Source organism: Rhizobium sp. AN80A (genome assembly GCF_030053015.1).
Taxonomy (GTDB): Bacteria; Pseudomonadota; Alphaproteobacteria; order Rhizobiales; family Rhizobiaceae; genus Rhizobium; species Rhizobium metallidurans.
In genome coordinates this window covers 1,745,001-1,771,787 of record NZ_JASJPX010000003.1, presented here as the reverse complement: position 1 = coordinate 1,771,787, position 26,787 = coordinate 1,745,001, and the positions used below count along the sequence as shown (strand labels likewise).

Sequence of the window (26,787 nt, the reverse complement as noted above, 5' to 3'; positions counted from 1 at the left end):
GCAACGCCGTTTCTGCAAAAAACAGCCGACGGCCCAATTGTTCACGGCGTCGGCTGCGGTGGCCGATATCCCGGCGCGATCTGGCCGGCGGCCAAGCGATCGACGAGCGAAGGCTTGGTTCTATTGTCGCGGCGGACCTGTGCGATAACCGCGCGGGTCAGTGCCTGGTGCGTTCGCGCCCAGTAATCGTTCAGCATCGCGTGCGACTGCAGCAGATCGAAGCCGTCAATCCGGCGCTGCGCCGCAGTCCTGTCCCACGAGTCCGCGCGGAGCAGGAAAGCGATCCAGTCGAGCGCCTTCGGCGACGGCGAACAGGACGTCAGTGGAATCCGCCGGTGGCGCGCAACGCGAAGCAGTTCGACAGCGACGGCGTCTGGATCGACGCCCATCTCATCGAAACTGAGCAAGTCGAGCGCGTGTTTTGCCCGGCAATCGTCGTCACGCTGAGTTAGGACGGCCAGCCATTTCTCGGCAGCGGACGCTGCGAGAGGCTGGGCGTGAACGACCGCACCCGGAAATTTCTTCGGCAGTAGCGAGGGCAACTCTTGGGGCTGAACGTCTTGCGGAAACGCGAAAGGCCCGCTGGCGTACGTAATGTCGACGTGCGTGTTGCCGCGCAGCGTGCCGCATTTGCCCTGAATAACGACACGGACGACAGGATCGACGTCGGTGACGTCCAGTTCCTTGACCTTGATCTTATCGATCGAAATTCCTTCGGTACGCAGTGCCTCCGCGATCCGCGCGAAGCCTTTCTCGAGCTCGGTCTCGGTCCAGCGAACGGGCGTCACGATATCGAGGTCCTCGGTCGGGCGCAGATGCTGATCAAATAGGCAACCACCCTTGACCATCTTGACCGCGCCGCCGAATCCGGAACGCCAGTGGTAGAGATGGCGGTCCGCTATATGGCGCGACGCCGCCATCTCGACGTCGAGCCCCTTGTTGCGGCAGGTTTGCTTGAGTGAACTGCCTAGCGCTTCGGCCGCGATCTTGAAGTCTTGAATTTGCATAGTGATGTCTCCCTTTGAGGGAAGACTGGGAGCCGGCGACGCAAGAGACAAAACGACGTTTCAGGGGGACGTCGACCGCGACTGCACTCTTGCCAGCTCGCGGGCGAAGTTCGCGGTCGACATCTTAGCCAGGCGAGCACGCTGCATGACGTCTGCGAACTTCAAACGCTTGCGGTATTTTGCATGATCCGCGAACGCCAGGATGAGCCTGGGCTTGTTGTCGCCGCGGGGCTGGACGGAACGGAGACCCTTTCGACGGATCGACGTCGCCAGCGACCTGCCTGGACGCGTCCAGTAGCCACGGGTGTCGCCTATCTTCGCGAAGAACGTGCCGGGTTCGTTGGCGGACTTGTTGCCCCACTTCAACGGCTTCAGGCGCAGCGCCGCACGGGATCGCTGTGCCTCCGACGTCGCCGTCAGGCGTTGACCGCGAACGGCAGCGCGACGGCCGGCGATTGTCCGGCGATCCCTCTTCTCCTTGGCGGCCGCCTTCGCGACTTTCTTCAGCGCTCCCCTGGCGATGCCGCCGAACGCATCGGTGTGCGCGGCGTCGACACCGACGGGAACGTCGTATCGGGTTGCGCCAGGATCGCCCTTATGCCTGATACCCCCGTCGATTTGGTATTGCAGCACCTTCGCCTGCTCAGGTTTTGCCCGGAGTTCGGCGAACATTCGAGCGCCGTCGGAGGACTTCGCCTTCGTGAACACCCACGCCTTAGACGTCGACCAGTCCTTCGGCCGGTCAAAAGTCCGCTTCGACGTCGAGATCACTTTGTCGCGGGCTTCGAATACAGTGGAATTCAAGGTGGCAGCGGCCGCCTTCATGACGTCTGCCTCAAGAGCGCGGAAGTGGCGGCTGAGATCGGTGATGAGGTTCAGGCTCATCAATGAGACTCCAGGTAGGCGACGCGCGACCTGAGATCGTCGATCTCGTCACGGAGGTCGCGGATCATTTGAAGCAATGACTTGGTCGGCGCGTCTTCGTCGCCATTGTAGTAAATACCGTACATCGCCCTCCAAACCGAGCCGTGGTCATCATAGAGCGTCGTCAGCTGATCCTGATTGCCGACGATGCCGACGACGCTCTGCCCTCGGTCGTGCATATCGGCGTAGATGGATTTGTGTCCGTAGATGTTTCCGACCAGCGACGCCCGATCCTGGTCTGCGCTCGGATCGGTGATGGCAAAATTCCACGCTGGGTCGATGCCGAGGACCTGCTTGATGAGCGGTATGTCCTTGACCCGGTTCAGTTGATCAGTGTCGCCGTAGGTAACACTGACGATGGACTTCTTCTCAGAGGACGAGATCGACTGCTGCCGGAACCAAAACAACCCGTCGACCATGTCGGCGGTGACGTCGCCTCCCGTGTGCAAACCACCGCGCAACGACATGTCGTAGAGACGGCTCAGCGCCTGCTCGATATCCGACGGCGCTCCCTCTCCAGGCTGTAAATTGTCGAGGATTGCTTCTACTCGCTTGAGCCGAAGTGCGACTGAGGGCTTATCGCCCGAGCCTTCATAGGTGGCCATGGGATCGTGGTCTCTGATCAATGACCCATGCTACGACGACCGGCGGCGCGGAAGTAGCCCCGTCGCCGACAGTCGAAACGCCGTGTTTTTAGTGAATCCCGATTCACGTTTAGGAAGTAATGGGGAGAACACAGACAAAGTTTTGGAAATCACGTGTATCGCCGACGCTTGATCAGACGGGCAGACAAAGCCGAAGAGCATTGCTGTCTATCGAGACCCCGGACGTCGACAAGGTGATCGATAGCGGACGCGAATATCGAGTTGAGGACATCCGACGACTTCACCGTGTGATCTCCCTGGGTCTTGATCTGCTTGAGCGCGGAACGTATCGCCGACGATAGCGCCTCGTCGACGATCACGGGCTGAGGCTTGCCAGCCGCTGCGCGTCTCTTGCGTGTCGCCTGGGCAGATGTCCGCTGCCGCTCTGTGGTTCTGTAAAACTGGCTTGCCATATCTGAATTCTCCCGAAACGCCGTTGCAAGCCTACGAAACGGCGTTTCGATGCAAGCGACAACACGCATCGGAATCTGATGTGAGAATGGGACGCCGATGTCCCATTGTCGATTTACGATGACTTGCCCGCAAACCGCAGGAGCTTCGGCTCGAGCGCCCGTGTCCGCACCCGAGCGGCAATGGTCAACGGAGCGCCAGGTTTGTCCGAGAAGACCTTCCCGAGGTAATTCATGACTGCGTCCGCACCGGGACCTCCGGAGTAGAGCAGCATCAACGCCGCATCGGCGAGCGCGTCCCGAGTCGTGTCGGTGTCGAACGGAAGGCGGCCGGCAGCTTCCTGTTCCTTGAGCTTGGCGCGCCGCTCAGCTTGAAGTCTGGCTTTATACGCGCGAAACTCATCAGGCGTCATATCGTCGATACCGACCGCAGGCTTGCGAGACTTTTTCGCAGGACGTTGGGCGACGACGACGTCGGTCTCATCCAACAGCTCGCGCAAGAGTCCCAAATCGTCGCGGGCTGACGCTGTGGGTTCTTCGATCTCGTCGTTAATCGGCATCATGCTCACTCCCGAGCATTTCTACATGTAGAAGTGTGCTCATCGGCCAAGATCGACGCAAGTCATTTCTACATGTAGAAATCATTTTTAGTTTCTACATGTAGAAATCAATTTGAAAACCTTGTGGCGCACTAGAAGCCTCCGGCGCTACGCCGGGGCGATAAAGGGATATCAAAGAAATTAAGAGGAGCCCATGATTAGTAGGAAACCCATTGTCAAAGGGAACCCCTTTATTCATGGAAAGCTATCTCGGTCGCTACGCTCTCGACGTTCATCTAAACCGATGCTTGCTCCAGGCTCCGCCGTCGGGCAGAGCAACAAAAGACCGAGCGAAGCGACCCGTCCTTTTTTAAGGCGAAGCCCTAGAAACCATCCCGGATGAATCCGAACCCCAGGTTTCAAGTTGCTATCGCAATGTAGGCTTCTAATCCCGAACTCGCCGACGTCTAAATTTCGATGTCGCGTCTCCGTCCTTGGTTATCTAATCTTCTACCACGTCAACAGATTTTGAAAGTACGTCCTGCTACACTGGGAATAAAGGCAAACGAAATAAAGTAGAAAAAAACACTGTTGAGCGCTTGTGTCTGGAATGGCCGAAAAACATACTTGTATTGTGTTCGGGAGACATAAGACGTGCAGCAGGCTTCATCAACATCCGTCGAAGAAATCGAAATACTGCCAAGGAAGTACCCTGACCTTAGCGGCAAGCGAGGCGGTCATCTACGCGCTCACAAAAAAGACGGCACAGTAAAGGACCACTTCCGGAAGCGCGTTGGCAAGGACATTATCCGTGGCGATCGCAGGTACGGCCTCAAGTGCCGTAACCTTAGTCAGGAAGCTGTCTACACAAACGCGATGACTTCGCCGCGCCTTGAGATTCCGCGCATCGTCGTGGACACCATGCATATTGTCTCGAACTCCCTGCGCGCTCACGACGTGGCAGCGTTCTGGAGGCTCTTCGCCGAAGCCAGAAAGTCGGGCATCGGGCGAGACGTCCATTCCATCAGGCTCGCCGATATCGTCAATTACCTCGGACTCAACAGCATTCACCGCGTCAAGCTAGCGCTTGTTCGCCTCTCTGAGGCCTTCATGACGCTCCGCCTCAATCAGGCAGGCGCACGGGGTCTGTGTCGCATGCCGATGATTGAACTGCTACACGACGAAGACCTTGCTGAGCTTCGCGGCCATGACCAGGTCTTCTTCCGCCTCCCTCAGGCCCTGAAACTCGCCGTGCTGCATAGCAGCGACTATGCATACGTCGAGCTCAACGCGATGTCGCGGTTCACGTCTAAGTTCACGTTTCCCCTCTATCTAAAGCTCTGCCTAGAGGCGGGAAAGCTGCTTCACCAAGTCCCGGCGATAACGAGATCAGAGTTCCGCAAGTTTGTGGGAATGCCGGAGAAGACGCAGGCGTCCGTCCTCGACAAGACGATGCAGCACGTGCTCGATGAACTGCTGGCAATCAAGGGCGTCCACCATCGGTTCCCAATCTCGGTATCCTTCGTCACCAAGGATAACATCGAGAAACTGGTCATCACCGTCGGCAGCTCGGCGAAGCGTGTTCGCGAGGCAAACCTTGCCTGGATCGCTCCAAAGATGGCTGAGAAGATGATCAAGACCGTCTACGACATGAAGCCGCGTGATCGGAAGTTCTATCCTCCGCTGACCCGTTTCCGCCAAGCCGCGGCGTTGATCGAAACCCATCCATATAACGTTTTCAGCGTTTGGCAAACCGACCTTCACGCCGTCCGTTCGTACGGTGAGCCGATCGTTGGCATCCCGGCGGCAGAATTCATCGGTCTCGTGCAACACTACGGCATCGAAGACGTCTTCGATATTTGGGTCGACAAGCGCGATACCTTCTCCTTCGGCACGATGCGCGACTTCGAACCCGTCGAGCAGACGGAAGCTGTCGTCGTTCCTAAGCGGGCTCTCAAGCCAACGATTGTTGTCGAGCAGGCGTCACCAGTGGCGGCATCAACAGAACCGTGGCAGCCCAAGGCGCTGACATACGACGACGCGCCGCTGAGGATGATCAGTGTCATCCAAATGGCCGGCGACGACGACGTCGATGATGCGGACATCCCATTCTAAGTTCGATCGTACCCGATTAACCAGACACCCGGATGCCGCGTTGACATCCATAACCGTGCCCGGCATGGTTGCGCAACTCGAAGAGGAGACTGCCAGCGATGCCCTTCATCATAGCCCGATAGTTTCAAACAGGTCCAAAGGGACCGGCTATTCGTGGCGGAGGGGCATCACATGTCCGAACGTCTCGTTCGCGCAGATTTCGAGCGCACGCTCGCACGCCTGCACATCGCTCGTATCATCGATGATTTTGGGCCGACGCCTGCCGGCATCCACGTCTTCATCGTGCCGCAGACGACGTTGTGCGAGCTTTGGCAGGACGAAGCGTCTATGATCATCCATCAAGGCCGGAAAGAGTCCAACGACAGATGGGATGTCTCTGATGTCGTCGACGGCGCGATCGCAACACCGTATCATTATATCGAGTCCGTGACGCTTCGGGACGGCGCGCTCGATGTCGGCCTCGACAAAGCTCGCTGCACCATCTTTTTCGCAGATCATGGGGCTGACGGACTCGACCATCGCTCCATCGATCTCGCCGACAATCTCGTCACGGTGGAACTCCACCCGATCCTTGTCGTCCAAGCCGCCGCGCTTTGTGGTCGGACGATTGATGCGGCTGACGCCGCCAATCTGATCGCGTTGCCTTGGCGTCGCCGGCTCGTCGCGCTTCGCTCACAGCGGGATATCTTCGAAACCGCCCGGATGAACGCCGAAATTCAGGCTGCGGAAGATATCGCCAAGGCAGCTACGCTTGGATCGCCCAAGGCCGGTGATGGCCGCAACGTTCCTGTCGTTCCAACGCTCGAAGAGATGCATGGCTATGGAGACGCCAAGGCGTGGGGTCTCGAATTGGCTCGAGACATCGAAGATTGGCGAGATGGCAAAATCAAATGGGAAGACGTCGACAACGGCGCTCTTATCTCCGGCCCACCCGGCTGCGGGAAGACCACATTCGCTCCTTCGCTTGCCCGCACCCTCGGCGCACATTTCATCGGCGGCAGCTACAGCTCTTGGCTGGGAACCGGCGGCGGACACCAAGGCGACTTGCTGAAAGCGATGCAGGATGCGTTCGCTGAGGCTCGCAAGCATGCCCCTTCGGTCTTGCTCATCGACGAGGTTGACAATTTTCCTACTCGTGGCTCGCTCGGCGGCGGCCGATATGACGACTGGAACCGTGGTGTAGTCAACGGACTGCTCGAATGCCTTGACGGCGCAATCGCCAGAGAGGGGGTTGTCGTCATCGGCGCGACCAACGATCCATCGAATATTGATAAGGCAGTCCTGCGCCCGGGTCGTCTGGACCGGCACTTTGAAATCCCGATGCCCGACGTCCAGGCGCGAGCTGGCATTTTGCGCCAGCACCTGCGCTCCGATCTCGACGTCGCAAGCTTGATGGAGCAAACCGAGGGTATGTCGGGTGCAGGCCTCGAACGTCTGGCGCGCGACGCCCGTCGTGCTGCACGTCGTGAGCGGGTTGACGTCAGCCTTGAGCATGTGCGTCAGCAGTTGCCCGCTCGTCAGCCTCGGACGGTGGAAGAGCTGCGCCTCATCTCGATCCACGAGCTCGGTCACGCGGTCGTCAACGAAGTCATCGGAACCGATCACCTCCTGGGTATCCGGGTGTTTCTCGGCAAGCATGAACATCCGAGCGCCGCAGGAATGGCAAGCTTCGAGCAGATCGACGCCGCCCATCGCGACCAGGGCTTCTACACCTCGAAGATTGCCCGACTGCTCGGCGGGATCGCGGCCGAGCGGCTTTTCTTTGGCCGACATTCGGACGGCTGCTCCGAGGACCTCAGAGCGGCTTCGGACATCGCTACGCACATGCTCGCTGCTCTGGGAATGGGAGATCGATTGGCATCGACTGTCAGCGTAGGCGAGTCCGAACTCGCCGAGCTTCGTCGGTACGATCTTTCGCTGTATCGCCGAGTGGATGACATCCTCCAAGATGCCCTCACGAGAGCATTGGACGTCATCCGCGATCATCGCTTCCTGATCGAAAGGCTGGCCGACGAATTGGTGTGCACCGGCTATCTCGACGGCGACGGTGTGCGTGACGCCGTCGCTCGCTATCGAGCTGACGCCCAACTGTCTCTTGCCGTGTGAAGGTGCGCGCCATGACTTTCGTTAAAAAATTCTACATCAGCGACACCCACCTCGGCCACGAGCGCATGCTCACGATGCAACCGCGGCCGTTCAGTTCGATCGAGGAACATGACGAATACATCGTGAACGCCTGGAACTCGGTCGTCGGCGACAGCGATATCGTCTATCACCTCGGGGACTTCGCGTTCAGTCTGAGCCGCGACGCCGATCGTATCCGGGGTATTTTCGGAGAGCTCAAGGGACGCAAAAACCTAGTGATCGGGAATCATGACGTTGATAAGCGCGGAAACCTCCATCCGACATTGGCGTCGCTCGGCTGGGCAGCGCGGCCAGAGCATGCTCTGCGGACGACGGACGGCGGGCGCGACATCTGGTTGTCTCACTACGCAGCGCGGTCATGGCCGTCGCAGCATTACGGCTCTTTCCAGTTTTACGGTCACTCACACGGCAAGCTTCCGGGAGTAGGGCGGTCACGCGACGTCGGCGTCGACATGCCTGACGTCTATTTCCAGCCGCGAACGTTTGCCGAGTTGACGTCAGGAATGATCGGATGACGGGCGGCGAACTCAATAGCCTTTACGGCTCGGTGATCTTTCCGGGAGCGATGGTATCCGTGCCGGCCGCATGGATGCCAGCGATCCATGTCGCATTGGCATCTTTCTGCGATCTTCCGCCATCGGTCAGGGCCTTCGTTATCGTCGTCGGAATCCGCGATTCCGGCGGCCATCTCCTTATCGAAGTGGCTGCTGTCCCGAGCGCGATGCCCGTGGACGGGATGGCGCTTGTGGAGACGATTGTGCGGACCGCGCGAGAGGCGGCAGGTATGGGGATTCATTGAGATGTTTGAAGGTGATCTCGAACAAGACCAGCGAACGCGACGGGCGGGAGAAATCAGATCGGCTGCACTCGCCTATGCGCGCGAGTGTGGACGTCGTAACAAGGTGATCGACCTCGTTGGGTTCGCTCGGCAACGTTGGCGGTGCGACGGAGCTGTCAAGCTTGCGATCATGACCCAAGCGCACGCTGACGACATCGCCGCCGGCGTCCCTGTCGTCGACGTATGGAGGCGGTTCGAACTGCCTGGGAAAATCGCGCTGCAATTGACCGGCGCATCTGGATATCAGGCGCTCTATGGCGTCCTCGAGCACAACTCGTTGTTCCCGGGCTTCACTCCCACCCAAATCGTACGATGGGTATCCGAAGGCAGCCTTGCGGTGGAGCGCGCGGCGGAAATCCTGGGCGTCGATCCTACCGAAATTCAAGACTTGGTGAATAAAGCCGACCAGCGCGAGCCTTAAATTCAAGAACTCGCAGCGGTGCTCCCAATGGTTGAGTTCTTGAATTTTGGAAGTCGGCAACTTTAAATCCAGTTAATGGAAGAGTTCAAATTTTAAGAATAGCTAACCTGCTGAATAAATTAATTAAAGGACTCGATTGCAACACTTCCTCACGTTTCCGATCGCCCGCGTAAAAGTTGCAAAATAGTTGTTGACATATCCCAGCGAGATCGTGTTTCTCCCCGGACAGAAATAACGTGGAGCATCTGAATTGGACAAAAATGACGAGCTGGACGGACTGAGCGACGCTGAGATGAGCCGACGTCTCTTGGCGGATATCGACGAGCTCATTGTTGAGCACGAACTGTATTGCGCCTCGGCCAGCCGCACGCTCCATGAAGCGATCGACCTGGCTTTGGTCGAGGCTGCCGGTAGGACAACCCGGCCGTTCGACGATGATTTCAGGCATACTCTGTCGAATGCGATCTATCTGCCGATCCTTGGCGGGGAGGTGCTGCGCAATGGAGAGCGGCTCCCCAGTCCAACCTACAAGGTCAGCACTTTGGAGCGAGCTATCCGCAACGGGCATCTGGAAGGCCGAAAGGAATCCAACAAGTGGACCGTCACAATCCAGGCACTGCGAGCCTGGTTGGCGCTTGGAGGCCTCTCGGAGCCCACGAGGGTCAACCGTGCGCCCCGTACAGAAGCGGCAATCGCGGACCGAGAGAAAGAGCGGAAGTCAGGCGCGGCGATGTCGACGATGTCGCTCCTCGATGCTGCTCTGCTCAATGCCAAGAAACAGAAAAAGAAGTAGGAGATCGCATGGCTCGACCACGTAAGATTGCCCGTGCCTGGCTCGACAAAAAGACCGACACCTATTTCATCCGCGATATCGGTGCAGACGGCAAACCAGTCAAATTCAGTCTCGGGTTCGGGGAGAAGGACCCTGATCACTCCGCCAAGATCGAGGTGGCTATCGCGAAATACATTGCCGAGAAGCACACCGTCGCGAAGGCGGTCGTCAAGAACCAGGACAGTTCGGAAGTCCTGGTCGCGGACGCTATCAAAAAGTACGCAGACGTCCGCATTATCAATTTCGTACCCGGTAGCGACAAGAAGAAGAAAGCAGTTGCACGAGAGCACGAAGTCCTTAGCCGTCTGAAGACAATTGTGGAGTTTTTCGGGGAGATGAGCCTCGACGACCTCGACGTAGATGCTAGAGACGATTTCGTGCGGTTCCTGCGCGATAAGGCACAAGCTAGGGCTAGGGCAATACATGCCCGGAAAGTTCAGGCATACCTTGAAAAGAAAGAGAAATGGGACGCTGCGGCACTCGCTCGTGCTAAGAGCGGCCGCATTGTTCGGGAACTAAAGCGAAAGCCGCCAGTAGCGCCCGAACCCTTCGATGTGTCTGCTGTGCCATTCCAGCCGGAATCCGCACTCCGTTACCTGCAGGACCTGAACTCAGCACTGACGTGCGCGTATGAACGTCGGCTGACGCGAATTCACGTCAAAATCCCGCTGACGGGCAAGTACGATCCGCGCACCACCGTATTCACGGATGAGCAGGTCATCAGATTGATCACTCATGCGCATTTCAAGCGCGGTATGGGATGGATCGACAAAAAGCCTAAACAGACCGTGTTCATCTGGCGGCATTTGGCAAGGTTCATGCTGCTGGCCTACTTCACCGGTTCCCGTAAGACCCGCATGTCTCTTGCCTCGTTCGAAGACGAGGGAGATCGTCCTTGGATCGAGCTGAAGCAGGTGCGCGATGCGTCGGGCAAAATGATTTGGAGAGGATGGCTTCATCGTCTTGGAGAAGATGAAGTCGAGTATGACAACAAGTCAGCGCCTAAGATTCGGATGCCCAGCCTGTTGGTTCGGTATTGCGTGAAATGGAAGCGTCAGGGCCTTCGCTACCCCTGCATGTACCCGTACAGTTCCAATGGCAAAGAAGAGCCCGGGGAACTTCAGAAGTCCATGCGGAAATGTTTCCGCGAGGTCCTCGGACAGGACACCGACGCGGTCATCCACACTTTCCGACACACCACTGCAACGAAGCTCTGCCAGCAAGCCCATCTGCCGCTCGTGGCTATTGCTGCCTATCTCGGTATGACCACTGAGACGCTCGTAAACGTCTATGCAAAGCACCGAGAAGAGGACCTCGATAAGGTTGCCGACTCCTTCGTGGATGCGGGCCAGACGACGGCGAGGGGGGCGCAAAACATCGGACAGAAACTGACAGAAACTGACAGAAACGGAATCGCCTGGTTTGACTTGGAATTGCCCAAGAATCAAAAAAGCTCAATAAGATCAATTGTGAGGGCTGGATATGCGGGGGGTTGAATATCTCGACCGTCACGTTCGGGACGTGGGGGTCGGAGGTTCGAATCCTCTCACTCCGACCAGCTGAAAATCCCGGCAGCACAGGATTTTCCGCCCGATCCCGAATTTTTCCGAATACGTCGCCTTGTCGCAGCGGACCGATTGCGGACCGTTTGGTATCGCCGCACGATCTCCCAAACACCCCACCTAAGCACGACACTTCCGCCAATCCGCGTATTGCCTCGCCCTGACCGCGCGCTTAAACCTTGCTGTCACCTGATGTCATGAGAAGCGGATCGATGAGCAGAGATTACTATTCCAGCATGGGCGGCCTGCCGCCGCAGACCGAGCTTTTGTCGAGCAAGGCGGTGTTCACGACCGCCTATGCCGTCATCCCGCGCACGGTGATGACCGATATTGTCACCAGCTATCTCCCTCATTGGCAGGGCACGCGCGCCTGGGTCATCTCGCGCCCGATGACCGGCTTCTCCGAGACCTTCTCGCAATACATCATGGAAGTGCAGCCGGGTGGCGGCAGTGACAGGCCGGAGCCGGAAAAGCGCGCCGAAGGCGTGCTCTTCGTCGTCGATGGCGAGGTCACGGTCGATCACGAGGGCGCCACGCATGTGCTGCGCCCCGGCGCCTTCGCCTTCCTGCCGGCCGGCTCGAAATGGACGCTGTGGAACAAGGGCGCGGTTACAGCCAAGTTCCACTGGATCCGCAAGGCCTTCCAGCCGGTCGAAGGCCTCGAGCCGCCGCCGGCGCTCTTCACTCATGAAGACCAGAACCCGCCGCAGGCCATGCCCGATACCGGCGGCGTCTGGGCGACCACCCGCTTCATCGACCCGGCCGACCTGCGCTACGACATGCACGTGACGATCGTCACGCTCGAGCCCGGCGGCGTCATTCCCTTCATGGAAACCCATGTCATGGAGCACGGCCTCTACGTGCTCGAGGGCAGGGCGGTCTATCGTCTCAACAAGGATTGGGTCGAGGTCGAGGCCGGCGACTACATGTGGCTGCGCGCCTTCTGCCCGCAGGCCTGCTACGCCGGCGGTCCCGGCCGCTTCCGCTACCTGCTCTACAAGGACGTCAACCGGCACATGCCGTTGTTCTAAGCGGTTCGCGACCGCCTCCGCAAGGGAAAACGGGGCCGATCGGCCCCGTCTCAAGTCGCATGTCAGATATCGCCGCCGGCGTTGGACCAGAGGTTGGCGGCCTCCGCCGCCGTCATCCGGCGCACCTCCGCCTCGTCGCGGCGGCTGGAAAACAGCTCGCTTGCCATGATCTGGTCGGCAAGATCGGCCGGCAGCGACAGCAGCACGCGGCCGTCGCCACTGCGCAGGCCGCTGAGCTCCGAGCGCTTGCCCGTCACCATGCCGCCGGCCACCGTGTTGTTGGTTTCCGGATCGATCAGGATGAAGGCGCCCGACGAGCGGTTCAGCTCGTATGGGTCGAAGATCGCCGCTTCGTCGAAGGTCAGGTGCACCTTGCCGATGGCGTTCATGTAGAGCGTCTCGGCCGAGGTCCAGGTGCCGGTCTTCAGCTGCAGCTGTGCCACCGGCTGGACCTGAACGCGCTGGCGGCGGCTGCCGCTCTTCAGCCAGTAGCGCTTGCCGGACTCGATGCCCTCGGGCTGCAAGGCGACGATCTGCGCGTCGAAGGACAGGCCCACCTGCGGCTGGCTGTCGATCGAGACGATCATGTCGCCGCGCGCCACGTCCACCTGGCGGTCGAGCACCAGCGTGATCGCGTCGCCCGCGACCGCGGCATTGCGCACGAGGTCGAAGGTGACGATCTTGGTGACGTTGGCGACCATGCCCGACGGCAGGATCATCACGCTGTCACCCGGCTTCACGGAGCCGCCGGCAACCGTGCCCTGATAACCGCGAAAACTCTCGCCCGGGCGCGACACGCGCTGCACGGAGAGGCGGAAGCCGACCGTCTGCGACGAGCGCACGGTGGCGAGTTCCAGCGTTTCAACCAGCGTCGGGCCGGCATACCACGGCATCGAAGCCTCGCCGGAATAGACGACGTTTTCGCCCTTCAGCGCCGACATCGGGATCGCGGTGATCTGCTTGACGCCGAGCGACAGCGCGAATTCGCGGAATTCGTGGACGATCTTCTCGAAGCCGGCGCGGTCGTAGTTCGTGAGGTCGATCTTGTTGACCGCGAGCACGAACTGCTTGATCCCGAGCAGCGAGGCGATCGTCGCGTGACGGCGCGTCTGCTCGAGAATGCCGGCGCGGGCGTCGACCAAGAGAATGGCGAGATCGGCCGTGGATGCGCCGGTCGCCATGTTGCGGGTGTACTGCTCGTGGCCGGGCGTGTCGGCAACGATGAACGAGCGCTTGTCGGTCGCGAAATAGCGATAGGCGACGTCGATGGTGATGCCCTGTTCGCGCTCGGCCTGCAGGCCGTCCAGAAGCAGCGCGAAGTCGGGCAGGCCGAGATCGTTCTGCTTGCCGGTGGAATCGCGGCGCAGCGTCGCCGCCTGGTCTTCCTTGACGGCCTTGGTGTCCCAGAGCAGGCGGCCGATCAGCGTGGACTTTCCGTCATCGACGCTGCCGCAGGTGATGAGGCGCAAGGGTCGCGTGTCGCGCGCGGCCTGCTGAGGCTCGGCGAGGGGAGCGGCGATGGCGCTTGCTGTTGCTGCTGCAGTCATCTCAGAAATATCCTTCACGCTTCTTTTTTCCATGGAGCCGGACTGGTCGCGGTCGATGGCGCGGCCCTGGCGTTCGGAGACAGTGGCAATTTCAAGTTCGGCGATAATGTCGTCCATCGTCGTGGCGGTGGACTTGATCGCGCCCGTCAGCGGGAAGCAGCCGAGCGTGCGGAAGCGGATGAAGTCTTCCTGCTTGGTCTCACCGGGCAGCAACTCCAGGCGCGGATCGGTCGCATCGATCATCATGCCGTCGCGTTCGACGAAGGGACGCTTGGCGGCGAAATAGAGCGGCACGATCGGGATATTCTCGGCCTGGATGTAGCGCCAGATATCGACCTCGGTCCAGTTCGACAGCGGGAAGGCGCGCACGCTCTCGCCGCTGCGGATCTGGCCGTTATAGATGTTCCAGAGCTCGGGGCGCTGGTTGCGCGGGTCCCAGCGGTGGTCGGGCGTACGGAAGGAATAGATGCGCTCCTTGGCGCGGGATGCTTCCTCGTCGCGCCGCGCGCCGCCGAAGGCCGCGTCGAACTTGCCGGCGTCGAGCGCATTGCGCAGCGCTTCCGTCTTCATGATGTCGGTGTAGCGCGCCGAGCCAAAGGTGAACGGCGTGATGTTTTCGGCGGCACCGCGCGGATTGATATGCTCGATCAGGTCGAGATCATATTCCTTCACGATCTTGTCGCGGAAGGTGATCATCTCCGCGAACTTCCAGCCGGTGTTGACGTGGAGCAGCGGGAAGGGGACGCGGCCGGGATAGAAGGCCTTGCGCGCCAGATGCAGCAGCACGGAACTGTCCTTGCCGATCGAGTAGAGCATCACGGGACGCTCGAACTCGGCCGCCACTTCGCGGAAGATGTGGATGGATTCGTTTTCGAGCGCCTTCAGATGAGGGTCGAGCGGCGGCTTGGTGCTCTGCGGATTGCTGAGTTCCGTATCCGGACGGCTATCGGGCATGTCTTACTCCAGACTTCCAATTCCTTGGCGGGGGAGGCGGGCCTCACCCTGATTTCGTTTTGGTCTTCACTGGCCTTCTACCGTGCGGCCCCCTCATCGCCTCGCTGGCGCTCCGGCACTTCTCCCCGCTGGGGAGAAGGGACGTGTCGCTCGCGTTTTCGTCCCAACAACTGTCGGAGAAGGGCTGGGGCGCTCGCCGCTTGTCTCTTCTCCCCAACGGGGAGAAGGTGCCGGCAGGCGGATGAGGGGGCTCCGAGCACGAAGCCCACCATCGTCAATTCTACTGCGCGATCGTCACCGCCGAAGCCTCTTCAGCCACGTGCAGGCCGCATTCGCGCGTCTGGTCCTGTTCCCACCACCAGCGCCCGGCGCGCTCGGGCTCGCCGGGCTTGATGGCGCGGGTACACGGCTCGCAGCCGATCGACGGGTAGCCGCGCGCATGCAGCGGATTGATCGGCACGCTGTTGTCGGCGACGTAGGCCTTGATGACGTCGATGTCCCAATCGGCCAGCGGATTGACCTTCAGGAGATGGCGGTCTGCGTCATATTCGGCGAACGGGGTCTCGGAGCGATTGGCCGATTGGCCGCGGCGCAGGCCGGTGATCCAGATGGTTGCCCCATTGAGTGCGCGCGCAAGCGGCTTCAGCTTGCGCACGCCACAACAGGCATGCCGGGCTTCGACGCTCTCGTAGAAGCCGTTCAGGCCGTATTGCGCCGCATAGGCATCGATATCGGCCTGCTCGGGCTCGTAGCGGCTGATGTGGATGTCGTACTGCTTTTCCGTCTCGTCGATCAAGTTCAGCGTCTCGGCAAAGAGGCGGCCGGTCTGCAGCGTCACGACGTCGATCGGCAGTCGGTGATTGCCGATCTCGGCGGTGATGACCTGGTCTTCGATACCAAGCGACGTCGTGAACACGACCCGCCCGCCAAGGCCGGCGACGAACGACAGGCGCTCCGCCAGAGATAGGCTTGCAAGTGTCGCGTTCAGCGTTTCCGCTTCTTCGATTGTATGGGCAACAGTCATGGAAATCCTGTCCTAGATGTTGACTGGAGTATCGCAGCTTGGCGATGGACAGGACAGAAACAGGCGTTTCGAAAGCGGGCTGGAAAGGAGCAAATATCTCTCCCCGGCCGCTGCAACGCAGAAAAGCCGCCGCACCGGCATGCGCAGCCGACGTCGCGCTATAATCTCTATTAATTTAGTAGAGTTACACGCCGCCTGTCAATCGGAAATCTGATTTGATGCCTGCGGAGCGGCTTTTTCGGGTAAATTCGCGATTGCTGAATTGAGATGGAAAACAAGGCGGAAAAGCCTGTATCTCAACGCTTTCGTGCGTTTGTTCAAACTATGTTCATCCAGCGCGTGAGATAGAAGGAAGATGAAGAGTCCGGCCGGACGCCGTGAGTGTCCGCCGCTTGTGTGTCGATGGCTGAAAATGATTACGCAGAAGGCGAAATACGCGCTTAGGGCGCTCACCGTTCTGGCCGAGGCCGATGACGGCGAACCTGTGATGATCTCCGATATCGCGGCGCAGCAGAAGATCCCGAAGAAGTTCCTCGAGCAGATCCTTCTCGACCTCAAGCACCAGGGCATCGTCGTCAGCCGGCGTGGCAAGCAGGGCGGATATCTGCTCCTGAAGCCGGCCGACATGATCACCTTCGGCGAAGTGCTGCGCATCATCGACGGCCCGATCGCCCCGCTTCCCTGCCTGTCGATCACCGCCTACCGCAAATGCGACGACTGTGACGGCGAGCAGAACTGCCAGATCCGCCACGTCTTCGCCAAGGTCGCCGACGCCACCCGCAAGGTGCTGTTCTCGACGACGATCGCCGACGCGGTCGCGCCGGCGCGCGGCGCCGAGGTCACGCGGATGCTGGCCTAAGGCACGCCACTGGTCCTAATGGGCCGGCTCTTCCTGGTGTGAAGCCTTCTCCGCCGCGCGCCGCGCCCGGATCGCCGCCGCGATGAACACGCGCGACAGGCCGTGATAGAGCGGTTCGCGCGACAGGAAACGTGACGTCACGTAGCCGATCATCGACACCGCCATGATCGGGATCATCGCCTCATGATCGCCGGTCATCTCGAAGATGATCACGAAAGCCGTCATCGGTGCCTGTACGACGCCGGCGAAATAGCCGGTCATGCCGAGGATGGCAGAAAGCGCGATGCTGCTGCCGATCAGCGTGCCGATCGTGCTGCCGAAACCGGCGCCGACGGCAAGCGAAGGCGCGAAGATGCCGCCAGGAATGCCCGACATCATCGACAGGAAGCTGGCGAGCAGCTTTTCCGCGAAGAAGAACAGCGGCAGCGCCTGCCCCTCGACAGCACCTCTCGCCTGCTCGTAGCCCGTGCCGAAGGTGTTGCCGCCAGAGGCGATGCCGATGACGGCGATCGCCAGGCCGCAGCCGCCCGCGAGGCAGAGCATGCGCTTCAAGGGCTGGGGCTGCGCCCAGCGGCGCACACGCTGGCCGATATGGAGCGCAAGGCCACTGAAGCCGGCCCCCAGCGCCCCGCCGCCGACGCCGCAGATGAGAACGAGGCTCCAATCGGCCATGTTCATGGGCGCCACCGAGGTGGAGCCGAAGTAGTTGTAGCTGCCCGACAGCCCCAGCGCTGCGAGACCGGAGAGGATCACCGCCGTCAGCACCAGCCCGTTCGACCGCGACTCGTAGGTGCGGCTCATCTCCTCGATCGCAAACACGATGCCGGCAAGCGGCGTGTTGAAGGCGGCAGCGATACCGGCCGCCGAGCCCGCCAGGATCAGCCCTCGCGCCTGCGCCATACCGCCGAAACGGGCGACGGCCAGCATGATCGACGCGCCCACCTGCACCGTCGGCCCCTCACGGCCGATCGATGCGCCGGAGAAGAGGCCGAGCACGGTCAGCAGGATCTTTCCGCCGGCGATCCGGAGCGACAGCAGCCGCGTGCGATCGGCTTCGTCATGCAGGTGACGGGCCGCGATCGCCTGCGGAATGCCGCTCCCCTGCGAATTCGGAAACAGCTTCGCCGCCAGGTAGGCTGACAGCACGAAGGCGGCCGGCGTGATCACTAGCGGCAGCAGGAACGACCACCGCCCCGATGTCGTCACCGCCGCGAATGCCTTCTGCGAGATGTCGGCGAGTTCCGCGAAGGCGACGCTGATCAACCCGATCGCCAGCGCACCACACCAGAAGACCAGCCGCGGACGCCAGAGCGAGAACGAGCCCCGAAACACGCGCGAACGGCGGAGCAGCTTGGATTTGCGGTAGAGTGGGGGCATGTCGGTCACTTGCGGTGGGGGGCAGGATAGGGGGCACCGGTCTTATCTGCCCCGTGGCCGGCGTTTGCAAGCCCCGGCGAATATGCGGGGGGAGCTTGCGGATGTCCTATTTCGTCTGACGGTCGGCTGATCGCCCGCCGAGCCGCAACTTGCCACCTGTGGCCCGCTGCCGTATGATGCATCGCAATTGCAACGCGCGAGGTCCGTCATGAAATCCGCAACGCTTCCGTCTCTGCGTGTCGATCCAGAGCTGCGTGCCGCCGCTGAAAGCGTGCTTGAGGAAGGCGAGACGCTATCCGCGTTCGTCGAGAATTCGGTGCGAGCCCAAGTTCATTTTCGACGGACGCAGGACGAGTTCATCGCGCGTGGACTGGCCGCCCGCGATGAGGCTAAGAGAACCGGTGTCTACTATAGCGCGGAGGAAGTGCACGCCGAGCTTCGGCAGATGTTGGCTGATAAGAAAGCCGAGCTTCGCAAGTGAGTTTCGAGCTGCGCTATTCCCCCCGCAGCAAGATTGGATATCCGGCGCCTCTATAGATTTCTATTGGATCGCGATCCAGTCGTGGCCGAAAAGGCAATCAATGTGATCGAAAAGGCAATCGGGAACCTCGCGGATTTTCCGTTCTCGTCTCGAAAGGCCCGAGGGAACCTCCCACGAATACGAGAACTTGTGATCCCTTTCAGCAATTCAGGCTACGTCGCGCTGTATGAAATCGAAGACAGCACAACCGTGACCATCCTCGCCGTCCGCCACCAGCGCGAAGACGACTACCACTAACCCCTACCGATCACTCACTTCCCAGCGCGGATTGATCCACGGCTCCTGGTTGGAGCGCGGCAGCGGCTGCTTGCCGAGGATGTGGTCGGCGGCTTTCTCGCCGGTCATGATCGACGGGCCGTTGAGGTTGCCATAGGTCACATGCGGGAAGATCGAACTGTCGGCGACGCGCAGGCCATCCACGCCGATCACCCGCGTTTCCGGATCGACCACCGCCATCGGATCGTCCTTGGCGCCCATCTTACAGGTGCCGCAGGGGTGATAGGCGCTTTCCAGGTGCTCGCGCAGGAAGGCGTCGATCTGGTCGTCCGTCTGGATGTTGTCACCTGGCTGGATCTCGGCGCCGCGATACTGGTCGAAGGCCTGCTGGCCGAAGATCTCGCGGGTTAGCCGCACGCAGTGGCGGAACTTCTCCCAGTCCTCGGGATGGCTCATATAGTTGAAGCGGATCAAGGGGTCGGCCTTCGGGTCGGCGGAGGCGAGCGTCACGTTCCCGCGCGATTTCGACAGGTTATAGCCGACATGCACCTGGAAGCCGTGGCTCTTGGCCGCCGCCTTGCCGTCGTAGCTGATCGCCACCGGCAGGAAGTGATACTGGATATCCGGCTGCTTGACGCCGGGGCCCGAGCGCAGGAAGGCGCAGGCCTCGAACTGGTTGGAGGTGCCCAGCCCCGATTTGGTGAACATCCACTGCGCGCCGGCAACGCCCTGCCAGAACCACGGAAGCCAGGAATAGAGCGACACCGGCTTGGTCGAGACCTGCTGGAAATAGAACTCCATATGGTCCTGCAGGTTGGCGCCGACACCGGGCCGGTCCGCCTTCACCTCGATCCCCATCTCCTTCAGATGCGCCGCCGGGCCGATGCCCGAGAGCATCAGCAGCTTCGGCGAGTTGAAGGACGAGGCCGAGACGATCACCTCGCGATTGGCCTTGACGATTTCCACCTTGCCGCCGCGCTCGATCTCCACGCCAACAGCCCGGCCGTTCTCGATCACCACCTTGCGGGCAAGGCCATGGACGAGATCGACATTCGCCCGCTTCAGCGCCGGCTTGAGATAGGCCGACGCGGCCGACCAGCGCCGCCCCTGAAAGATCGTCTGCTCCATCAGCCCGAAGCCTTCCTGCTTCGAGCCGTTATAGTCGTCCGTCGCCTCGAAGCCCGCCTGCTTTCCCGCCTCGATGAAGGCGTGGAACAGCGGGTTGCGGAAGCCGCCGCGCTGTACATGCAGCGGCCCGTCGGTTCCGCGCCAGCCCTCTTCGCCGCCATGGCTGTGTTCCATCCGCTTGAAGTAGGGGAGCACGTCGGCATAGGCCCAGCCATTGGCGCCGAGCGCCTCCCAGCGGTTGTAATCCTCCGCATGCCCGCGCACATAGACCATGCCGTTGATCGACGACGACCCGCCGATCACCTTGCCGCGCGGCGCGGTGATGCGCCGGTTGTTGAGGTTCGGTTCTGGCTCGGAAAGATAGCCCCAATTGTAGCGCTTCATGCTCATCGGCCAGGCAAGAGCCGCCGGCATCTGGATAAACGGCCCGAAATCCGACCCGCCGGCCTCGATGACGATAACGCTGTTCTTGCCGTCTTCCGACAGACGATAGGCAAGCGCCGAGCCCGCCGAGCCGGAACCGATGATGACGAAATCTGCCTGCATGGTCATTCCCATATCTCTGGAACTTTGCTACTAGTGGGTGTATTGCGGAATGCTATTTTTATGCTGGTCGAATTTATCGCTGAGAGCTATATTGCGATGAAGCAGATTGTCATCACCCGCGAGGCGCAAAAGAGCCTGAGCCTCATGCAACCGAAGCGCCGGGCCGCGATCTATGCGAAGCTCGACGCCTATGCCCTTGGGCAACCGGTCGACATAAAGAAGTTGCAGGGCAGGGACTACTATCGCATCCGCGTTGGTCGGGACCGCGTGATCATCGACGATCAGGGCAGGGTCGTCATGGTCATCGAGGCAGGCCCGCGCGGCAGTATCTACAAGGAATAGGACGCGATGGGCGATATCCAGAAGCTGACGATCGATGGGAAGAACTACGTCCTTCTGACTGAAGAAGACTATGAGGACTTGGTCGATGGCTTGCAGGCCGACGCCATAATGGCGCGCGTCGCCGCCGGCGAGGAAACTTGGCCCTATGAGTTCGTCAAGGAAATCACGGAAAGCGACAGCCGCATCCGCAGCTTTCGCAACTACCGTGGCTTGACGATTTCCGAGCTTGCCTCCGCCGCCGGCATCTCGCAGCCCTACCTCTCCGAAATCGAGACCGGCAAGAAGACGGGGTCCGTCGATGTGCTGAAGCGCATCGCGTCGGCCCTGAATGTCGATCTCGACGATCTCGTTGTCGGCTGAGTTCATATCAATAAGGCGCCTGAACCGGCCCCATGCCGACATAAACCGTCTTCAGCTCGGAATAGTGCTCCAGTGCGGCAATCGAGTTCTCGCGGCCGAAGCCGGATTGCTTGGAGCCGCCGAAGGGGATTTCGACCGGGCAGAGGTTGTAGGTGTTGATCCACAACGTGCCGGCCTCCAGCAGATCGACCACACGGTGGGCGCGGCTCATGTCGGAGGTGAAGACGCCGGCCGCCAGGCCGAATTCCGTGGCGTTGCCGCGCGCGATGACTTCCGCCTCGTCCTCGAAATCGAGCACGCACATGACGGGCCCGAAGATCTCCTCGCGGGCGATGGTCATCTCGTCGGTCACGTCCGAAAACACCGTCGGCTGCACATAATAGCCTTCGCCCGACACATTGTTCGGAATGCCGCCGCCGACCACGAGCGTCGCGCCCTCGGCCTTGCCCTTCTCGATGTAGTCGAGCACCTTCTCGCGCTGCGCCCAGGAGACCATCGGGCCGATCTGCGTCGCCTCATTCATGGGATCGCCGATCGCCATCGTCTCGGTGCGCGCCTTCAGCCGCTTCAGGAATTCGCTTTTGATCGCCTTCTGCACGAAGACGCGGGTGCCGTTGGAGCAGACCTGGCCGGTCGAGTAGAAATTGCCGAGCATGGCGCCGCCCACCGCGCTGTCGATATCGGCGTCGTCGAAGACGATCAGCGGCGATTTCCCGCCAAGCTCCATCGTCACATGCTTGAGATTGCCGGCGGCGGCCGCCGCCACCCTGCGGCCCGTCGGCACCGAACCCGTCAGCGACACCTTGGCGACATCGGGATGGTTGACGAGCAGCGGGCCGGTATCGCGGTCACCCTGGATGACGTTGAAGAGCCCCTTCGGAAGACCCGCCTCGATCAGGATCTCGGCGATCTTCAGTGCGCCGAGCGGCGTGTTTTCGGAGGGCTTGAACACCATGGCGTTGCCGGCGGCGAGCGCCGGTGCCGCCTTCCAGCAGGCGATCTGCTGCGGATAGTTCCAGGCGCCGATGCCGACGCAGACGCCGAGCGGCACGCGCTTGGTATAGGCGAAATCGCCGCCGAGCGGGATGTAGGAGCCGTTGAGGCCGGCCGCGATCACGCCACCGAAGAACTCGAAGCTGTCGGCGCCAGACGTCGGGTCGGCGACGATCGTCTCCTGGATCGGCTTGCCGGTGTCGAGTGTTTCGAGCTCGGAGAGTTCGCGGTTGCGCTCGCGCATGATGTCGGCGGCCCGCTTCAGGATGCGGCCGCGCGCCGTCGGGCTCATCGCCGCCCATTCCGGCTGGGCGCGCTTGGCCGCCGCGATCGCCTTTTCGACGATGGCGGGCGTGGCGGCATGGAGCCGCGCGATGACTTCGCCGGTCGCCGGATAAAGGCTTTCGATCACGGTGCCGGCATCGTCCTCGACATACTCGCCATCGATGAAGTGCGATGCTGTGGGCTGGGCTCTCATGGGTCTATCCTCATATGTTCGTTGCGACGGACGAGTGGCGGCAAATGCAGCACTCCCTCATCCCTGTGCTTGTCACAGGGATCCAGCCACCGCGCGTCTGCGCGGTGAATGAATGGCCTGCGGAAAAATGGGTCTTCCGAGCCCAAGGACTTGGGCTCGCTGGATTCCTGTGACAAGCACAGGAATGAGGGAGATTGTGTTATACGTCATACTCCCACTCTCCCGAGCTGTATCGTCACATAATCCTCCGTCAGCGCGATCGAGGCTTCGGCACCAACCCGTGTCGAGCCGAGACTCTGGCGGATGTAGAGCCCATCGATCATCGCGGCCACGCCTTCGGCGATGTGTTCCGCGACATCAACGGGACAGAGCGGCTTCAGGTTGGCGAGAAGGTTGGAACGCAGGCGCCTTGCGTAGATCACGAGGAAGCGACGCGTCTCTTCCGAGCGCTGCGCCTCGGCATAGAAGGCGAGCCAGGCGGCGATCGTCTGCGGCGCGAACTGGTCGGCATGGAAGCTGACGCTGATCACCGCCGAAAGCCGCGCGCGCGGCGTGGGTGCCGCCTTCAGGGCCGTCACCGCGTCGTCGCGCAATTGCTTTAGAAGCGAGCGGATCGTCTCGATCAGCAGCTGTTCCTTGCTGCCGAAATAATGGTGCGCCAGAGCGGAAGAAACCCCCGCCTTCCTGGCGATTTCGGACATGGTGACGCTGAGCGAGCCGTGATCCCCGATCACGCGCAGCGCTGCATCGACGAGCGCCTTGCGGCGCATCGGTTCCATTCCGACTTTCGGCACGGTCTTTCTCCTGCAATAGGGCCAGCATAATTTTGATTGACTGATCAATCAATAAAAATCCGATCGTCTTTTCCGCAAGATGTCTCTTTTCATCCGCCGTTTCTGCGCCATACTCAATGAACAACCGGGAGGTGCATGATGACAGACATGTCCGATGAAATGCCTTCGTCTTCCTCGCTACGGTCGAAATGGGTCTGGTTCGTCGTCCTCGGTGCGCTGCTGATCGTCTTCGGCGCCATCGCCGCCGCCAACGTCGTCCTCGCCACCGTCGTGTCCGTCTATTACGTCGGCCTGCTCATGCTGGTCGGCGGCATCGTCTATCTCGCCCATGCCTTTCAGGTGCGCGAGTGGGAGCACTTGTTGTTCTGGGCGCTGAGCGGCGTGCTTTACGTGCTGGCCGGCGTCTTCGCCTTCATGAATCCCATTCTGGCATCGGCGGCGCTGACGCTGTTTCTGGCCATGGCATTGCTGGTGGCGGGCATCTTCCGCGTCTTCGTCGGCTGGCGCATGCGCCCGTCGAAAGGCTGGGGCTGGGTGCTTGCAAGCGGCCTGATCACGGCGCTCGCGGGCTTCGTCATCGTGCTCGGCTGGCCGGTCAACAGCCTGTGGATCCTCGGCTTGTTCCTGGCCTGCGACCTGCTGCTCCAGGGCTGGTCGATGCTGGCCTTCGGCCTCGCGATCCGTCGCTGATTGTGCCCGCTATTCACAGCCCGTTCATCACGCACTGTTTCTTTTTTGACAAGAATGTGAGCGGAGACTAAAATTCACATCGTGGTGGACGTCGCAAACATGCGAAAGCGACGCTGGCCACGGCCCCGACACCCGCGATCGGAAGGGCGGCCGAAAGCGAGTGCGTATCCGTCCGCCGGTCGGGCAAGCATCCGTCCGGCGTGGCGACGGGAGGCCTATAAGGCAATGGGAGGCCCACGAGGCAATGGGAGAAATGTCATGCCGATGGTAACCGTTTCCATCTCTCCGCTGCAGGCGGCCGATATCCGCGCGGCGATCGACGATGGCACGTATGTGTCCAGCAGCGAGGTGGTGCGCGAGGCGCTCCGGCTGTGGGATGCCGCCCGCAAGGTTGATGGTCTGCCGGGCCAGCGCGATTGCGCGCCCGCCGATGCCAAATGCGTCGCCGACATGTTCGCCGACCACGAGCATCGCCGCTCCGCCTGAAGGCGGGCGTATATGGCCGCCGTCTGGCGCGGCGGTTGTGACATGGGCTGGCGATAAAACGCCAAGTTTCACAAAAGCTTCACATTGGCGAAAGTGTTCGTTGACGCTTCGGCACTAGTCTCCGCGCGAAAAAACGACAAAACAATGCCGCACAGTGGAGAATGGCATGTCTTTGGCTGCCACCTTGGAACCCGCCCTTATTCGTCGCTATACCAGCGATCAGATCATCACCCTCGCAAAACTCGTCATCGAAAACGCCTTCCAGCCGATCGTCGAAGCCAGCACCGGCGTTGCCTTCGGCTATGAATCGCTGATGCGAGGCCAGGAACGCCTGGGCTTCAATTCCCCGGTGGAAATTCTGGACGAGGCCCATCGCGGCGACCAGCTGCTGCAGCTGGAGCAGATGGTGGCGAGCCGGGCGCTCGCGAAATTCGCGTCGCTGCCGAATTTCTCCACCGCGACGCTTTTCCTCAATCTCGACGTTCGCCTGATACCGCATGGCGAGCGGCTGGTGGAAAACCTGCTGCAGCATCTCAAGCTCGCCAACATCCCCCCGTCCTCGATCTGCTTCGAATTCTCCGAGCGCTTCGACAACACCTCGGTTCCCGAATTCGCCTCGCTGGTGTCGCTGCTGCGCAAGCGTGGCTTCAAGCTGGCGATCGACGACTTCGGCGTCGGCCATGGCGAGATGAAACTGCTCTGCGATCATCCGGTGGATTACCTGAAGATCGATCGCTACTTCGTCGCCGATATCGACCGGCATCCGCGCAAGCGTCACCTGTTGAAGAACATCGTCCACATCGCCCATGTGCTCGGCACCCGCGTCATCGCCGAGGGCATCGAGACCGAGGCCGAGTTCATCACCTGCCGCGAGTACGGCGTCGATCTCGTGCAGGGCTGGTTCATCTCTCGCCCGACCACGCATGTCTCCGAACTGGTGCAGTCATTCCCGCATCTGCAGGAACTTGGCAAAAGCAAGCGCAACAACCAGTCTCTCGACGAGATCCTCATCCGCAAGCAGATCGAAGTCCTGCCGACGGTCTATGAAAACGATACGATCGACAGTGTCTTCGAGGTCTTCCGCCGCCATCCCCACAACGCCTTCTTCCCGGTCTTGAACGCCAATGGCGAGCCGCGCGGCATCCTGCACGAGCGCCATCTCAAGGAATACATCTACCACCCCTTCGGCCGCGATCTCCTGAAGAACAAGGTCTATGAGCGCACCATCTCGCACTTCGTCGAGATGGCCCCGATCGTCGGCCTCGATACCGATGCCGAGCAGCTGATGACGATCTTCGCCAACATGGAAGGCGCAAACTGCCTGCTGCTGACCGAGAACATGCGCTATGCCGGCGTCGTCTCCGCCGCCGCGCTGATCAAGGTGATGAACGAGAAGAAGCTGAAGACCGCGCAGGACCAGAACCCGCTGACCGGCATTCCCGGCAACCACGCCATTCGCGATTTCATGCGCGAGGCGAGCCGCGACAGCGACGAGACGCGCCATTTCTGCTATTGCGATTTCGACAACTTCAAGCCCTTCAACGATGCCTATGGCTTCCACCTCGGCGACCACGCGATCTCGCTCTTCGCCGCCCTGATGCGCCGCTACTTCTTCGCCGAGCGCCATTTTCTCGGCCATGTCGGCGGCGACGATTTCTTCATCGGCGTGCAGGGCTGGACCAAGGACGAGCTGGCGGAAATTCTCGATCGGCTGATCGGCGATTTTCACGACGATGCCCAGGATCTCTATTCGGAGATCGACCGTGCCGCCGGCCGCATTCGCGGCCACGACCGCGCCGGCGTCGAAGCCTTCTTCCCGCTGATGCGCTGCTCGATCGGCGTTCTGGAGCTCCCCAAGGGTCTCGTCATTGACGATATCAACCGTGTCTCCGCCGCCATCGCCCATATCAAGGCCATGGCGAAGGAGAGCGAGGAAGGTCTGGTCTTCCATCGGTTGGGCGAGGCGAATTGACGCTCTGGCGTT

26 protein-coding genes and 1 pseudogene are annotated in these 26,787 nt (G+C 60.8%); 16 read left to right on the top strand and 11 right to left on the bottom strand.

The annotated features are described in order from the left end of the window. Positions 1-41 precede the first annotated feature (41 nt). The 4 genes from P3R82_RS20335 to P3R82_RS20320 form a co-directional block, all read right to left on the bottom strand. Positions 42-1,058 (bottom strand): nucleotidyl transferase AbiEii/AbiGii toxin family protein, encoded by a 1,017-nt coding sequence (locus P3R82_RS20335; RefSeq protein ID WP_283195086.1) that lies wholly within the window; start codon positions 1,056-1,058, stop codon positions 42-44. Between the two features lie 9 nt (positions 1,059-1,067). Continuing rightward, positions 1,068-1,892 (bottom strand): hypothetical protein, encoded by an 825-nt coding sequence (locus tag P3R82_RS20330; protein WP_283195085.1) that lies wholly within the window; start codon positions 1,890-1,892, stop codon positions 1,068-1,070. Further along, a complete protein-coding gene (locus tag P3R82_RS20325; protein WP_283195084.1) occupies positions 1,892-2,536 on the bottom strand; it encodes a hypothetical protein in 645 nt (214 codons plus the stop codon). The genes P3R82_RS20330 and P3R82_RS20325 overlap by 1 nt, the downstream gene beginning before the upstream one ends. Before the next feature lie 565 nt (positions 2,537-3,101). After that, positions 3,102-3,548 carry a hypothetical protein gene (locus P3R82_RS20320; protein ID WP_283195083.1) on the bottom strand — a complete coding sequence of 149 codons (447 nt, stop codon included), beginning with the start codon at positions 3,546-3,548 and terminating at the stop codon, positions 3,102-3,104. A gap of 630 nt (positions 3,549-4,178) precedes the next feature. Between P3R82_RS20320 and P3R82_RS20315 the strand changes: the two genes are divergently transcribed. From P3R82_RS20315 to P3R82_RS20280, 8 genes are all read left to right on the top strand, one after another. After that, on the top strand, positions 4,179-5,639 hold the full coding sequence (locus P3R82_RS20315) for a hypothetical protein (protein ID WP_283195082.1): 1,461 nt from the start codon (positions 4,179-4,181) through the stop codon (positions 5,637-5,639). 171 nt (positions 5,640-5,810) lie between these two features. After that, positions 5,811-7,745 (top strand): AAA family ATPase, encoded by a 1,935-nt coding sequence (locus tag P3R82_RS20310; protein WP_283195081.1) that lies wholly within the window; start codon positions 5,811-5,813, stop codon positions 7,743-7,745. A gap of 11 nt (positions 7,746-7,756) precedes the next feature. After that, positions 7,757-8,299: a hypothetical protein gene (locus tag P3R82_RS20305; RefSeq protein WP_283196388.1), complete on the top strand. Its 543-nt coding sequence runs from the start codon at positions 7,757-7,759 to the stop codon at positions 8,297-8,299. Further along, the gene (locus tag P3R82_RS20300) at positions 8,296-8,583 is read left to right on the top strand and encodes a hypothetical protein (protein ID WP_283195080.1); all 288 of its coding nucleotides are present in this window, start codon (positions 8,296-8,298) and stop codon (positions 8,581-8,583) included. The genes P3R82_RS20305 and P3R82_RS20300 overlap by 4 nt, the downstream gene beginning before the upstream one ends. A gap of 1 nt (position 8,584) precedes the next feature. Then, a complete protein-coding gene (locus tag P3R82_RS20295) occupies positions 8,585-9,043 on the top strand; it encodes a hypothetical protein (RefSeq protein ID WP_283195079.1) in 459 nt (152 codons plus the stop codon). Positions 9,044-9,293: 250 nt separating this feature from the next. Continuing rightward, a complete protein-coding gene (locus P3R82_RS20290; protein WP_283195078.1) occupies positions 9,294-9,836 on the top strand; it encodes a hypothetical protein in 543 nt (180 codons plus the stop codon). 8 nt (positions 9,837-9,844) lie between these two features. Beyond that, a complete protein-coding gene (locus P3R82_RS20285) occupies positions 9,845-11,371 on the top strand; it encodes a hypothetical protein (protein WP_283195077.1) in 1,527 nt (508 codons plus the stop codon). A gap of 278 nt (positions 11,372-11,649) precedes the next feature. Further along, the gene (locus tag P3R82_RS20280; protein WP_183901040.1) at positions 11,650-12,468 is read left to right on the top strand and encodes a bifunctional allantoicase/(S)-ureidoglycine aminohydrolase; all 819 of its coding nucleotides are present in this window, start codon (positions 11,650-11,652) and stop codon (positions 12,466-12,468) included. A gap of 62 nt (positions 12,469-12,530) precedes the next feature. On the opposite strand, the gene cysN is transcribed toward P3R82_RS20280, so the two are convergent. The 3 genes and pseudogenes from cysN to P3R82_RS20265 form a co-directional block, all read right to left on the bottom strand. Continuing rightward, entirely contained in the window at positions 12,531-14,015 is a 1,485-nt protein-coding gene (gene cysN / locus P3R82_RS20275; protein ID WP_183901041.1) for a sulfate adenylyltransferase subunit CysN, read from the bottom strand. A 1-nt stretch (position 14,016) separates the two neighbouring features. Next, positions 14,017-14,969: pseudogene (gene cysD, locus P3R82_RS20270) on the bottom strand (sulfate adenylyltransferase subunit CysD). Positions 14,970-15,249: 280 nt separating this feature from the next. Beyond that, positions 15,250-15,993 (bottom strand): phosphoadenylyl-sulfate reductase, encoded by a 744-nt coding sequence (locus tag P3R82_RS20265; protein WP_283195076.1) that lies wholly within the window; start codon positions 15,991-15,993, stop codon positions 15,250-15,252. Between the two features lie 412 nt (positions 15,994-16,405). Between P3R82_RS20265 and P3R82_RS20260 the strand changes: the two genes are divergently transcribed. Beyond that, the gene (locus P3R82_RS20260; protein WP_283195075.1) at positions 16,406-16,852 is read left to right on the top strand and encodes an Rrf2 family transcriptional regulator; all 447 of its coding nucleotides are present in this window, start codon (positions 16,406-16,408) and stop codon (positions 16,850-16,852) included. A 15-nt stretch (positions 16,853-16,867) separates the two neighbouring features. On the opposite strand, the gene P3R82_RS20255 is transcribed toward P3R82_RS20260, so the two are convergent. After that, positions 16,868-18,229 (bottom strand): chloride channel protein, encoded by a 1,362-nt coding sequence (locus P3R82_RS20255; protein WP_283195074.1) that lies wholly within the window; start codon positions 18,227-18,229, stop codon positions 16,868-16,870. 208 nt (positions 18,230-18,437) lie between these two features. On the opposite strand from P3R82_RS20255, the gene P3R82_RS20250 reads away from it, so the two are divergent. Further along, the gene (locus P3R82_RS20250) at positions 18,438-18,710 is read left to right on the top strand and encodes a YlcI/YnfO family protein (protein ID WP_112823111.1); all 273 of its coding nucleotides are present in this window, start codon (positions 18,438-18,440) and stop codon (positions 18,708-18,710) included. An 81-nt stretch (positions 18,711-18,791) separates the two neighbouring features. Beyond that, positions 18,792-19,007 carry a type II toxin-antitoxin system RelE/ParE family toxin gene (locus P3R82_RS20245; RefSeq protein WP_283195073.1) on the top strand — a complete coding sequence of 72 codons (216 nt, stop codon included), beginning with the start codon at positions 18,792-18,794 and terminating at the stop codon, positions 19,005-19,007. Between the two features lie 3 nt (positions 19,008-19,010). Here the strand turns inward: P3R82_RS20245 and betA are convergent, their stop codons facing one another. Continuing rightward, positions 19,011-20,660 carry a choline dehydrogenase gene (betA, locus tag P3R82_RS20240; RefSeq protein WP_283196387.1) on the bottom strand — a complete coding sequence of 550 codons (1,650 nt, stop codon included), beginning with the start codon at positions 20,658-20,660 and terminating at the stop codon, positions 19,011-19,013. Positions 20,661-20,720: 60 nt separating this feature from the next. On the opposite strand from betA, the gene P3R82_RS20235 reads away from it, so the two are divergent. Further along, on the top strand, positions 20,721-21,002 hold the full coding sequence (locus P3R82_RS20235; RefSeq protein WP_283195072.1) for a cytotoxic translational repressor of toxin-antitoxin stability system: 282 nt from the start codon (positions 20,721-20,723) through the stop codon (positions 21,000-21,002). A 6-nt stretch (positions 21,003-21,008) separates the two neighbouring features. Then, the gene (locus tag P3R82_RS20230) at positions 21,009-21,362 is read left to right on the top strand and encodes a helix-turn-helix transcriptional regulator (protein ID WP_283195071.1); all 354 of its coding nucleotides are present in this window, start codon (positions 21,009-21,011) and stop codon (positions 21,360-21,362) included. A gap of 7 nt (positions 21,363-21,369) precedes the next feature. Here the strand turns inward: P3R82_RS20230 and betB are convergent, their stop codons facing one another. Then, positions 21,370-22,833, bottom strand: a complete 1,464-nt coding sequence (gene betB / locus P3R82_RS20225) for a betaine-aldehyde dehydrogenase (RefSeq protein ID WP_283195070.1) — start codon at positions 22,831-22,833, stop codon at positions 21,370-21,372. A 206-nt stretch (positions 22,834-23,039) separates the two neighbouring features. Beyond that, entirely contained in the window at positions 23,040-23,627 is a 588-nt protein-coding gene (gene betI, locus P3R82_RS20220; protein ID WP_283195069.1) for a transcriptional regulator BetI, read from the bottom strand. 138 nt (positions 23,628-23,765) lie between these two features. Here betI and P3R82_RS20215 point away from each other — a divergent pair, with 138 nt between their 5' ends. The 3 genes from P3R82_RS20215 (at position 23,766) to P3R82_RS20205 (ending at position 26,775) form a co-directional block, all read left to right on the top strand. Next, positions 23,766-24,317, top strand: coding sequence for an HdeD family acid-resistance protein (locus tag P3R82_RS20215; protein WP_283195068.1), 552 nt, complete (start codon positions 23,766-23,768; stop codon positions 24,315-24,317). Positions 24,318-24,575: 258 nt separating this feature from the next. Then, positions 24,576-24,803, top strand: coding sequence for a type II toxin-antitoxin system ParD family antitoxin (locus tag P3R82_RS20210; RefSeq protein ID WP_283195067.1), 228 nt, complete (start codon positions 24,576-24,578; stop codon positions 24,801-24,803). Between the two features lie 166 nt (positions 24,804-24,969). Then, positions 24,970-26,775 (top strand): GGDEF domain-containing protein, encoded by a 1,806-nt coding sequence (locus tag P3R82_RS20205; RefSeq protein ID WP_283195066.1) that lies wholly within the window; start codon positions 24,970-24,972, stop codon positions 26,773-26,775. Positions 26,776-26,787: the final 12 nt, after the last annotated feature.